Below are 11,951 nucleotides of genomic sequence, written 5' to 3'. Positions count from 1 at the left end.
CGGGCCGTGCCAATTGCAGAGAAAACCATTCTTGCAGAAGCCAATTCAGGAGCAATTGACATACTCCCCCATAGTATATAGTTTCCCGCAAGATCGAGAGGTTTCATGCCGCATTCACCGGAAGACAAAAAGCGTGCGCTGACGCGCCTTCGCCGCATCCGTGGACAGGCGGAAGCGCTCGAACGCGCCGTGGAAGCGGGCACGGAATGTGCGGCGCTGCTGCAGCAGATTGCAGCTTTGCGCGGCGCGGCCAATGGCTTGATGGCGGAAGTTCTGGAAAGTCACTTCCGCGAGACATTCGGGCAAGCGCGTGAGACCATCGTGCGGGATGTCGCAACAGACCCGGATGCCGAGATCGATCAAATCATGCAAATTTTGCGCACCTATCTGAAATAGAGCGCCAAGTGTTTGTTTTTACGTATTTCCCTATGCAAAAGCCGTTTCGCACTTTTGCTGGAAATGCTCTACTGTTCAACTGGAAGGGAACATCGTCATGAAATCACGTGCAGCCGTTGCCTGGGAGGCAAAGAAGCCTCTCACCATCGAAACCGTCGAGATTGGCGGACCACGGGCTGGCGAAGTGCTGGTCGAAATCATGGCAACCGGTGTCTGCCACACTGACGCCTATACGCTGTCGGGTCTTGATTCCGAAGGCAAGTTCCCGGCCATTCTCGGCCATGAAGGTGCAGGCATCGTGCGCGAAGTCGGCGCAGGCGTGACCTCCGTCAAGCCGGGCGATCATGTGATCCCGCTTTACACGCCGGAATGCCGCCAGTGCAAAACCTGCCTGTCGCAGCGCTCGAACCTCTGCACCTCGATCCGCGCGACTCAGGGCCAGGGCCTGATGCCCGACAAGACCACGCGCTTCTCCTGCGATGGCGGCGAAGTGTTCCATTATATGGGCTGCTCGACCTTCTCGAACTTCACCGTTCTGCCGGAAATCGCGGTCGCCAAGGTGCGTGAAGACGCGCCATTCGACAAGATCTGCTATATCGGCTGCGGCGTCACCACCGGCATCGGCGCAGTGATCTACACGGCAAAGGTTCGTCCGGGTTCGAATGTCGTGGTGTTTGGCCTTGGCGGCATCGGCCTCAATGTCATTCAGGGCGCACGCATGGTCGGCGCGGACAAGATCATCGGCGTGGATATCAACCCGTCCAAGGTCGAAATGGCGAAGAAGTTCGGCATGACCGACTTCGTCAACCCGCGTGAAGTGGGCAATGACAAGGTGGTTCAGGCCATTCAGGACCTGACCGATGGCGGCGCGGACTATTCCTTCGACGCAACCGGCAACACCGATGTCATGCGTCAGGCGCTGGAATGCTGCCATCGCGGCTGGGGTGAATCCATCATCATCGGCGTTGCCGAAGCAGGCAAGGAAATCGCCACGCGTCCGTTCCAGCTGGTCACGGGCCGGGTCTGGAAAGGCACCGCCTTCGGTGGCGCGCGCGGTCGCACCGACGTGCCGAAGATTGTCGACTGGTATATGGACGGCAAGATCAACATTGACGATCTGATCACCCACACCATGCCGCTGGATGAAATCAACACGGCTTTCGACCTGATGCATGAAGGCAAGTCGATCCGTTCGGTGATTGTTTACTGATGAGCGAAAAGACGCTGATATCCCGTTGGGACGAGCTGGACGATTTTACCCCGCGCGCACTTTATGCGCTGCTGAAATTGCGCGTGGATATTTTCGTGGTGGAGCAGAAATGCCCCTATCCGGAAATCGACGGCAAGGACATTGGCGCTTACCACCTGCGCATTCTTGACGGCGACGAACTCGCAGCCGCATTGCGGGTTCTGCCGCCGGAAAGCGAAGGCAAACCCGCCAAGATCGGACGTGTGGTCGTGGCCCCGGATTACCGGGGCTACCAGCTCGGCCGAAGGCTGATGCAGGAAGCAATTGCTTTTTCGGAAGAACGCTTTCCCGGCACCGCCATCGAGCTGGGCGGCCAGAGCCATTTGCAGAAATTCTACAGCTCGTTTGGTTTCGAAGCCATTTCGGACGAATATCTGGAAGACGGCATCCCGCACGTAGACATGCGGCTGCAACCGCAAAGAAAGAGCAACTAATGTTCCTGCTGCGCCGCCATATGTCCTTCTATCTCGCGGCTATCGGCGGCGCGGCAGCCTTTATTGTCTCCTGGCTTCTGAAAAGCCCCCTTGCGCCGGTCATCGGCGCAAACACATTCTTCGTGCTTTATCTGGCACTCACCCTGACAGTCATGCCGAAGCTCACGGCGGCATTTCTCAAAAAGCACGCGGCCAGCACCGATGAGCCAGTCTGGATCATCTTTCTGGTGACCTTCGCAACTGTCATCGTGGCGGTTGTGTCGCTGTTCATCGTGGTCAACAGGCACCCGCAGGCCGACAGTTTCACGCTGGTGACCACGCTTGCATCGGTGCCGCTCGGCTGGGCAACCATTCACATGCTGACGGCCATTCACTACGCCCATGCCTATTGGCAGCCGCGCGATCCGGCCGGCGATGACAGCAGCCATGCCAGCCGCTATCGCGGCGGCTTCGACTTTCCCGGCACGCCGGAACCATCGGGTTGGGACTTCGCCTATTACGCCTATGTCATCGGCATGACCGCGCAAACATCGGATACGAACGTCACCACCACCACCATGCGGCGGCTGACGCTGATGCACAGTGTGGTATCCTATTTCTTCAACACCATTCTCGTCGCGGCAGCGGTCAATGCCGCCGTAGCGCTCGGCAGCTGATGTTGCCCAATCCGCGCGCAAAATCAGGAACTGGAATTCTTATGACAACGACCCTGGAAACGATTTCGACTGCGAAGTGCTTTGGCGGAACGCAAGGCCTCTATCGGCACAAAAGCGAAACCACCCAGTGCGACATGACCTTTGCCGTCTTCCTGCCGCCACAGGCTGCAAACGGACCGGTGCCGGTGCTCTGGTATCTGTCCGGACTGACCTGCACACATCAAAACGTGATGGACAAAGGCGAATATCGGCAATTGGCCGCAGAACTGGGAATTGCCGTTATTTGCCCCGATACGAGCCCACGCGGTGATGACGTACCGGATGAGCCGGACAACTGGCAATTTGGCAAGGGTGCAGGCTTTTACGTCGACGCGACGCAGGAGCCTTTCGCCAAGAACTACCAGATGTATAGCTATATCACGCAGGAACTGACCGAACTGGTTGCGGCTGAATTTCCGCTCGATATGGCGCGGCAGGCCATTACCGGCCATTCCATGGGCGGCCATGGCGCGCTGACGATTGCGCTGAAAAATCCCGACCGGTTCAAATCGGCCTCGGCTTTCGCCCCCATCGTGCAGCCGTCGACCGCCGGATGGTCGAAGCCGGCACTGGAAAAATATCTTGGGGCCGAAGAGCGCGCATGGCGTCCCTATGATGCGTCACTGCTGATCGAGGATGGCTACAGGTTTCCGGCGTTTCTTGTCGATCAGGGCACCGCAGACGGTTTCCTGAATGACGGCCTGCGCCCGTGGCTGCTGGAAGAAGCCTGCAAGAAGGCTGGCATTCCGCTCACGCTCAATATGCGCGAGGGCTACGATCATTCCTATTTCTTCATTTCGACATTCATGGACGACCATCTTCGCTGGCATGCGGCGCGCCTGTAAGACACAGCAGTTCAAACAAGCATATATTAGTTTATCCTGTATATTTTTATAGAACAGGATAAACTAATATATGCCTGATTTTGATTACGAATCCTTTTGGCCAACCCCGTCTTCGAGGTGGGGTAGTTTTGAAGCCGAAGCCTTCCCTTTGACAGCCTATCGATATGACAGTCGGGGGCCATATGATGTTCAAAAGCTGGGCCCTCATACAGCTAGCACAAATCCCGAGACAGCTGGTATCGCTCGTCAATTTGGAGACGACACAGTATATGCAGCAGCGAGCAGAGAGGGGCTGCATTATTATTTCCATAAAGATTCAAGTACATATAGACCTTTAAATGAATCACTAGGTTATATCCGAGGACTGAAGCATAAGATTGCCTATGATCCGACTGATCCCCTACCCTTTAAAAAGAATAAAATAGTTAACGGTTTTCTTTATAGGATAAAAACAAATACTCATAATGCAGTCCCATTTAGAGATCTAAATGATAAATTTAGGAAAAGATTTATCACTCTCACGCTAAATAATAGAAGCTACGAGAATTTAAAAAAAGATGTGACTTTTGATAAATATAATGAATTAAATAAATTAAGAGATATAGTATTTGAAAAAGAATTCAAAGCAATATCAAATAGAATGCTCACATACATTAACAATGATGAAATCCACGTTAGAGGAACCAGCCTCCCAATAGGAGTAATTTCCCAGCAAATACACTCAAAAGCCGAAGCTACAAGCATATCACAAACCGCCATGGGAATAGACTTTCATTCTGCAGAATACCTGGATTTAGCGATTTTTATTTAAAATCATTTAAGAAGAAAGTACCGTCATATTGGAGAAACGATACTCTACTCTTATGTGGAATATTCGCAGTAATTTGGGTAACAGAATTTGTCAGCGCTTGATCACCTTCATTGGCAGACCACCTTGCGGCTGCGTGGTTAGCTTTTGTACCGGCCACGGCTTTGTTGTCTCCAGAACGTCGAAGCGGTGACCCTCGAGCAGGGTCGCCAGCGCAATCACCGCTTCCTGCAAGGCAAAGCTGGCCCCGATGCAAACACGTGCGCCAGCGCCGAACGGCAGATACTGGAAACGGTCGAGCCGTTCGCGGTTTTCCGGCCAGAAGCGCTGCGGCATGAAAGCATCCGGCTGATCCCAATATAGCCGGTGACGGTGGATCACCCATGGCATGACCAGAACGGTGGCGCCTTTCGGTATTTCCAGATCGCCATAGCGATCGTTTTCCGCCGCCTCTCGATTGATCGATGGCGCAGGCGGATAAAGGCGCATCGCCTCTTCGAAAGCCGCACGCGTGAAAGGCAGGCTGGCCAGCCACTCATGCGGCGGCAGATCGCGCCCGCCCTTTTCGAAGAAAGCGTCGATTTCCGCCTGGACACGCTCGCGCTCTTCGGGGGCCTTGGCGAGCAGATAAAGCGTCCAGCCAAGCGCCCGCGCTGTCGTTTCGTGACCGGCACCAATGAAGGTGATGATGTTGTCTTCAATCTCGGAACGGCTCAGGCCTTCCGGGCCTTCGGCGCGCAGAAGCAGCGTCAGGAAGTCGCTCGGCACCGCCTCGCCCTTATCCATACGCGCCTTGCGCATGGCAATCGTGTCCGAGACAAGCGCCCGGAAAAAGTCCAGCGACTGCTGGCCGCGCAAACGCGTGAGACGTGGCAACCAGTCGGGCAGTCCAAGCAAGTCAAAGGGATCGACGCGACCCATGGTTTCGAACAGCTTGTCGATCTGACGCGCAAAATCATTGGGATCGCCCGCGATCTCGCCGGAAAACAGCGTTTCGGCCAAAATGTCGTAGGTCAGGAGCGTCATGTCATGCGCGACATCTGTGATCATGCCGCTGGTCTTGTAGCGTTCCACAAACAGGCGCGAACGGTCGCGCATGGCTTCCGCAAAACCGCCGATATGACGCGGCGTGAAAACCGGTGCCATGGCTTTGCGCGAGCGCTTCCACACCTGCCCCTCAGCCGTCAGGAGACCGTCGCGCAGCAGCGGACGCAGAACGCGCTGGCGGATGGCGGACATCGGATAATTGGCGGCATTATCCACCAGCACATGGCGGATCAATCCGGGATCGTTGGCGATGATGGTCTTGAGGCCGAACCAGCTGACGGAAATCCACCGTTCATTGTAGGATGGCTCACCCCATAGCTCGAGCGGGTTTTTGTAGACGACACGCATCATCTCGAAGCGCCCGACCGGCTTTTCGCGCGGGCGTGGCGCTGGCGGCACGAAGGGCTTGAGCGCTTCCGGTATCATCGTCGCTGTTTCCATCAGGCGCTCCTCGCACTATCGGGTTTCGAACTCCCCGCCAAATACCCTGCTTCATGACATATAAGGGCCAATTGTGGCGCTTCCAGAAGCCGATCCGTACCCAGTTTCGTCATATGCGGTGGAGATGCGCTCAAACGACCGGAATCCCCGGTAAATTTGCCTCGAAAATTTGGAAAATATGCCGTTAGCGCCTATATTAAAGCCATGTTTGTCGTGTGATTCGACAGTATTTTTGATGCTGCAATTGCAGCAGGCTTCAAGGCTGCAGTCGCAGCACGTTTTCGAAAGATTTTCATGAGCGAGACGCCCGAGATGAATTCCGAAGCCCCCGCCGAATATGGCGCGGATTCCATTCGTGTTCTGAAAGGTCTGGATGCCGTTCGCAAGCGTCCGGGCATGTATATCGGTGACACGGATGACGGCTCCGGCCTGCATCACATGGTTTATGAAGTCGTGGACAACGCCATCGACGAAGCGCTGGCAGGCCATGCCACGCTTGTCACCGTGACGCTCAATGCCGACGGCTCCTGCACAGTGACCGACAATGGTCGCGGCATTCCGACCGACATCCACAAAGAAGAAGGCGTTTCGGCTGCCGAGGTCATCATGACCCAGCTCCATGCGGGCGGCAAGTTCGACCAGAATTCCTACAAGGTTTCCGGCGGTTTGCACGGCGTGGGCGTTTCGGTGGTCAATGCGCTTTCGGTCTGGCTGAAGCTGAAGATCCGCCGCTATGGCAAAGTTCACGAGATGAGCTTTACCCACGGCGTCGCCGATGCGCCGCTGGCGGTGACGGGCGACGTGGCCGATGGCGAGACCGGTACTTCCGTGACCTTCCTGCCCTCGACCGAAACCTTCAGCATGGTCGAATTCGACTATGACACGCTGGAACGTCGCCTGCGCGAACTGGCCTTCCTCAATTCCGGTGTGCGCATAAAGCTGACGGACAACCGTCACGCGGACGCCAAGGAACATGAGCTGCATTATGACGGCGGTCTGGTCGAATTCGTGAAATATATCGACCAGAACAAGAAGCCGCTGATCGACGAGCCGGTTTATATCCGCAGCGAAAAAGACGGCATGACGGTGGAAGTCGCCATGTGGTGGAACGATTCCTACCACGAAAAGGTGCTGTGCTTCACCAACAACATTCCGCAGCGCGATGGCGGCACCCATCTGGCCGGTTTCCGCGGCGCCCTGACCCGTCAGGTCACGGGCTATGCGGATGCGTCGGGCATGACCAAGAAGGAAAAGGTTCAGCTGACCGGCGACGATTGCCGCGAAGGCCTGACCGCCGTCCTTTCCGTCAAGGTGCCGGATCCGAAGTTCTCGTCGCAGACCAAGGACAAGCTGGTTTCGTCGGAAGTGCGCCCGGTGGTCGAAAGCCTCGTCAACGAAGCGCTGTCGATCTGGCTTGAAGAGCATCCGGCGCAGGGCAAGGCTGTGGTCGAGAAGGTCATTCAGGCCGCCGCCGCCCGCGAAGCTGCACGCAAGGCCCGCGACATCACCCGCAAGAGCACGCTCAGCGTGACCTCGCTGCCGGGCAAGCTTGCCGATTGCCAGGAACGCGATCCAGCCAAGTCTGAAATCTTCATCGTCGAAGGTGACTCGGCAGGCGGCTCCGCCAAAAGCGGCCGCTCGCGCCAGAACCAGGCGATCCTGCCGCTGCGCGGCAAGATCCTGAACGTGGAACGCGTTCGCTTCGACCGCATGTTGTCTTCCGATCAGGTGGGTACGCTGATCACGGCGCTCGGCACGTCGATCGGCAAGGATGAGACGCACGGCTTCAACGCCGACAAGCTGCGTTACCACAAGATCATCATCATGACCGATGCTGACGTCGACGGTGCGCATATTCGCACACTGTTGCTCACCTTCTTCTTCCGCCAGATGCCGGAACTGATCGAGCGTGGCCATATCTATATCGCGCAGCCGCCGCTTTATAAGGTGTCGCGCGGCAAGTCCTCGCAATACATCAAGAACGAAGCCGCCTTCGAAGACTTCCTCATCGAGACCGGTCTGGAAGAAGCGGCCCTTGAAATGGCGAGCGGCGAAGTGCGCGCCGGTCCCGATCTGCGCGCCGTCGTCGACGATGCGCGCACGCTGCGCCAGCTTCTGCATGGCCTGCATACGCGCTATGACCGCCGCGTCGTGGAACAGGCGGCAATTGCCGGTCTGCTCAACCCCGATGCGTCGAAGGACAATGCAACAGCACAGCGCTCCGCCGATACAGTTGCAACGCGCCTCGACATGATTTCGGAAGAAACCGAGCGCGGCTGGACCGGCCATGTCATGGAAGACGGTGGCTACCGTTTCGAGCGCATGGTGCGCGGCGTCAAGGACGTTGCCATTCTCGACATGGCGCTGCTCGGCTCTGCCGATGCCCGCCAGATCGACCGCGTGGCAGGCCGCATTGCCGAGACTTTCGGCGAGCCACCTGTGCTGCGTCGCAAGGACAAGTCGGACACACTGTCCGGTCCGATGGCGCTGCTCGATGCCATTTTCGCGACCGGCCGCAAGGGTCTGACGCTACAGCGTTACAAAGGCTTGGGCGAAATGAACGCCGAGCAGCTTTGGGAAACCACGCTGGACCCGAATGTGCGTTCGCTCCTGCAGGTCAAGGTTACGGATGCGACCGACGCGGACTCGCTCTTCTCGCGCCTGATGGGCGACGAAGTGGAACCGCGCCGCGAGTTCATTCAGGAAAACGCGCTGAGCGTCGCCAATCTGGACGTCTGATCCAGTTCTGCACCGTAACAAAAAAGGCCTCTGTTCGCAGAGGCCTTTTTATTTGTCTGCTGTTTGGGAACCGGCGGATTAGCAGCGGCAAAAAGAAAGGCCCCGCATGTGCGGGGCCTTTCTCATGCAATCCTTTAACGAAGGATCAGAACTTGTAGGCAACGCCCAGACGAACTTCGTTGGTCTTGAAGTCGTTCTTGACGCTGAGGCCACCGAAGTCGATGTTTTTGTCGCCGTAGTCGGTGTAGCGGTATTCAAGACGAACGATCAGATTGTCAGTTGCGGCATAGTCCACACCGCCGCCAACGGTCCAGCCGGTGAGCGTCTTGCTTTCAGAGAAGCCGATACCGTCGATCGTGCCGCTGTTCTTGACGTCGCCGAATGCCACACCGCCAGCGATGTAAGGCAGGAAGCGGTCAAAGGCGTAACCAGCGCGGGCACGAACGGCACCCGACCAGCGCAGCTTGTTTTCAAACGAACCAACCTCGAGGTCGCCGTCATAAACGCGGATGCCCTTCGACAGGTCGTTATAGGTGATGTCACCGTCGATACCGAGCACAACATTGTTGCCCAGATCGAAGTTATAACCGGCATAAAGACCGCCGAGGAAGCCATCCGGCTTCACGCTGTCATTGGTGAAAACGTCACCGCTGAAGTCGGCCTTGCCCCAGCCGTAGCCAACCTGGCCACCGATGTAAGCACCGTTCCAGGTGAATGTCGGAGCAACGACAACAGGTGCTGGCTCTTGTTCGATAACCGCGTCAGCAGCCTTTGCGCCAGTGGCAGCAACGAGGGCGACAGTGGATGCGAGAAGAAGCGCTTTGAGCTTCATGATGAACCTCCTGAAGGAAATTTACTGAACCAAGCTTGCCCTTAATATAAGCGATTGCTCACAAAAGTCTGTAGCAGCGGGGCCACAGCAAGAAGAATCTGCAAAATGCCGTACACGAAGCCGTGAAACCGCTTCTTATAGTTAAAAATCGGGCAATAACTGCCAAAAACACCGCAAGACCTGCACGCTATATTAATCCCGATCCAATCAAGCTATAGAAAGTCGGGCTTAATGGGGCGGGAGACTGATATGCGGATAGCGGGCAGCAGCGAACGGATCGACTGGGTCGATATTGCCAAGGGCATCTGCATTATCTTCGTTGTCATGATGCACTCGACATTGGGCGTCGAAAAGGCAGCCGGCGCTGAAGGCTGGATGCATTATGTGGTCGCCTTCGCCAAACCGTTCCGCATGCCGGATTTCTTCATGATTTCCGGGCTGTTTCTCAGCCTCGTCATCGACCGGCCATGGCGGCGTTATCTCGACCGCAAGGTTGTGCATTTCCTCTATTTCTACATTCTGTGGCTCACCATACAATTTGCCTTCAAGGCGCCAGGCATTGCCAGCGAAGCTGGTGTTTCGGGCGTCGTGCAGGCCTATCTCATGGCGTTCCTTGAGCCGTTTGGGACGCTCTGGTTCATCTATATCCTCCCCGTCTTCCTTATCGCGACGCGACTATTGAAGCGTGTGCCGGTAGGTGTGACCTTTACAGTGCTGGCCGTGCTGGAAATCCTGCCTGTGCATACGGGCTGGGTGATGATCGACGAGTTCTGCTCGCGTTTCGTTTATTTCTTCGCCGGCTATGCCTTCGCACCGGCCATCTTCAAGATCGCCGACTGGCTGCGCCAGCGCCCGCTCGTCGGCATTGCCGGGCTGCTCGTCTGGGGCCTTGTTGAATACAAGCTTGTCTTCATGCCGGTGCCGGAAAGCCTCTCGTCGCTGATCGCGCCCGCCAGCGATCTTTTGAACGGGCGCGGCGCTGTCAGCGATCTGCCCATTATTTCGCTTCTGCTGGGACTGGTCGGCGCGCTGGCGATCATTTCGATCTCTTCGATCTTAAGCCTGCTGCCTGCGCGAAACTGGCTGCATCGCGCCTTGAGCTGGCTCGGCGCGCATTCGATTGTGATCTATCTGGCCTTCTTCCTGCCGATGGCCATTGCGCGCACAGTGCTGCTGAAATTCGGCTTCATCGATATCGGCACAGTATCACTTTTGACCACTGCATCCGGCGTGGTCGGTCCAGTCATTCTTTATGGGCTTATTCAATGGACCGGCTATGGACAGTTTCTGTTCCGCCGCCCCGCATGGGCCTACATTGATCAGGCGTCGCAAAAGAAAACAGAAAAATTTGCAACCTAATCTTCAAAAATTAAAACATAAAACATGCTATTGAAATATTACTTACAAAATACTGTATTTTGATTTCATAAAACTTTTACAATCCCATCGTATCTTATAGAAACTCTTTTAATATAAAGAGTTATTTTTACTTTTTGAGATGGATTTTACAATGAAGATTTTTATCAACTTAGCCATTGCCGGAATTATCAGCGCAGCCAGCATCAGTTATGCTAATGCATGCATTATATCTTCTGATTATAAAAGCTGCACAAAGGAATGCGACAAACTAATCCCGGATTTGAAGCAAATGTGCTACATCGGCGCTGTACATAAAAATTAGACCAAATAGCTACATCATTAAACAATAGCTGAAATGTCGAACCGGCGTGCCAAGCTGACCCGCCGGTTCGAAACGTCTTAATCTGCGGCCAGACACCCAGCCTTAGCTATGCGCGAAAATATCCTCTTCCGGCCAGCCCATCAGATCGAGTTCCGAACGGGTCGGCAGGAATTTGAAGCAGGCTTCAGCCTGTTTCGCGCGGCCATCACGCTCAAGGCGCTGTTCCAGAACAGCCTTCAGGCGATGCAGGTAAAGCACGTCGGAAGCGGCATATTCGAGCTGCGCCTGCGAGAGGATTTCCGCGGCCCAGTCTGATGACTGCTGCTGCTTGGAGATCGAAACATCCAAAAGCTCGTTGCACAGTTCCTTGAGGCCGTGACGGTCCGTATAGGTGCGGGTGAGTTTCGATGCGATCTTGGTGCAGAAGACCGGCTGCGGCATGGTGCCGAAAGCATGGGCCAGCACCGCCAGATCGAACCGACCGAAATGGAATATCTTGGTGATCGAACGATCTTTCAGAAGCTTGACCAGATTGGGCGCTTTCTTCTGACCCGCTTCGATTTGGATTACGTCTGCTGTGCCGTCGCCGGGTGAAATCTGCACCACGCAGAGCCGGTCGCGATGCGGGTTCAGCCCCAGCGTTTCGGTATCAATGGCGACCGCATCCACCTGATAATGATCGAGGTTCGGCAGATCGTTTTTATGAAAACGGATGGTCATTCAGTTGTCCTTGTTTCGCGGCAGTTGCCGCCGTAATGCGGGCCTGTTTAGCGGCGACAGCCGC

Annotated in this window: 11 protein-coding genes; 8 read left to right on the top strand and 3 right to left on the bottom strand. The window is 55.7% G+C overall.

The features are described from left to right. Positions 1-105 precede the first annotated feature (105 nt). The 6 genes from ACTJKP_RS02060 (at position 106) to ACTJKP_RS02035 (ending at position 4,430) form a co-directional block, all read left to right on the top strand. Entirely contained in the window at positions 106-396 is a 291-nt protein-coding gene (locus ACTJKP_RS02060; protein WP_078339659.1) for a metal/formaldehyde-sensitive transcriptional repressor, read from the top strand. 97 nt (positions 397-493) lie between these two features. Further along, positions 494-1,606 (top strand): S-(hydroxymethyl)glutathione dehydrogenase/class III alcohol dehydrogenase, encoded by a 1,113-nt coding sequence (locus tag ACTJKP_RS02055; RefSeq protein WP_078339660.1) that lies wholly within the window; start codon positions 494-496, stop codon positions 1,604-1,606. Continuing rightward, the gene (locus ACTJKP_RS02050) at positions 1,606-2,079 is read left to right on the top strand and encodes a GNAT family N-acetyltransferase (RefSeq protein WP_440629513.1); all 474 of its coding nucleotides are present in this window, start codon (positions 1,606-1,608) and stop codon (positions 2,077-2,079) included. Before ACTJKP_RS02055 ends, ACTJKP_RS02050 begins: the two co-directional genes overlap by 1 nt. Beyond that, a complete protein-coding gene (locus ACTJKP_RS02045; protein WP_440629512.1) occupies positions 2,079-2,735 on the top strand; it encodes a DUF1345 domain-containing protein in 657 nt (218 codons plus the stop codon). The genes ACTJKP_RS02050 and ACTJKP_RS02045 overlap by 1 nt, the downstream gene beginning before the upstream one ends. Before the next feature lie 53 nt (positions 2,736-2,788). Next, on the top strand, positions 2,789-3,619 hold the full coding sequence (gene fghA / locus ACTJKP_RS02040; RefSeq protein ID WP_440629631.1) for an S-formylglutathione hydrolase: 831 nt from the start codon (positions 2,789-2,791) through the stop codon (positions 3,617-3,619). A 70-nt stretch (positions 3,620-3,689) separates the two neighbouring features. Beyond that, entirely contained in the window at positions 3,690-4,430 is a 741-nt protein-coding gene (locus ACTJKP_RS02035) for a hypothetical protein (protein WP_440629511.1), read from the top strand. Positions 4,431-4,520: 90 nt separating this feature from the next. On the opposite strand, the gene ACTJKP_RS02030 is transcribed toward ACTJKP_RS02035, so the two are convergent. Beyond that, entirely contained in the window at positions 4,521-5,915 is a 1,395-nt protein-coding gene (locus ACTJKP_RS02030; RefSeq protein WP_440629510.1) for a cytochrome P450, read from the bottom strand. 294 nt (positions 5,916-6,209) lie between these two features. On the opposite strand from ACTJKP_RS02030, the gene gyrB reads away from it, so the two are divergent. Next, positions 6,210-8,654: a DNA topoisomerase (ATP-hydrolyzing) subunit B gene (gene gyrB, locus ACTJKP_RS02025; RefSeq protein WP_078339664.1), complete on the top strand. Its 2,445-nt coding sequence runs from the start codon at positions 6,210-6,212 to the stop codon at positions 8,652-8,654. A gap of 145 nt (positions 8,655-8,799) precedes the next feature. On the opposite strand, the gene ACTJKP_RS02020 is transcribed toward gyrB, so the two are convergent. Next, complete coding sequence (locus ACTJKP_RS02020; RefSeq protein ID WP_078339665.1) at positions 8,800-9,486, bottom strand: outer membrane protein; 687 nt, start codon at positions 9,484-9,486, stop codon at positions 8,800-8,802. Positions 9,487-9,735: 249 nt separating this feature from the next. On the opposite strand from ACTJKP_RS02020, the gene ACTJKP_RS02015 reads away from it, so the two are divergent. Beyond that, complete coding sequence (locus ACTJKP_RS02015) at positions 9,736-10,845, top strand: acyltransferase family protein (RefSeq protein WP_440629509.1); 1,110 nt, start codon at positions 9,736-9,738, stop codon at positions 10,843-10,845. 424 nt (positions 10,846-11,269) lie between these two features. Here the strand turns inward: ACTJKP_RS02015 and ACTJKP_RS02010 are convergent, their stop codons facing one another. Then, a complete protein-coding gene (locus tag ACTJKP_RS02010; RefSeq protein ID WP_182519156.1) occupies positions 11,270-11,887 on the bottom strand; it encodes a ribonuclease D in 618 nt (205 codons plus the stop codon). Positions 11,888-11,951: the final 64 nt, after the last annotated feature.

This window comes from Brucella sp. 22210 (assembly GCF_052045675.1).
Taxonomy (GTDB): domain Bacteria; phylum Pseudomonadota; class Alphaproteobacteria; order Rhizobiales; family Rhizobiaceae; genus Brucella.
Note: the sequence above shows the minus strand (reverse complement) of the source record. Positions and strands in the feature narration are given on the sequence as shown.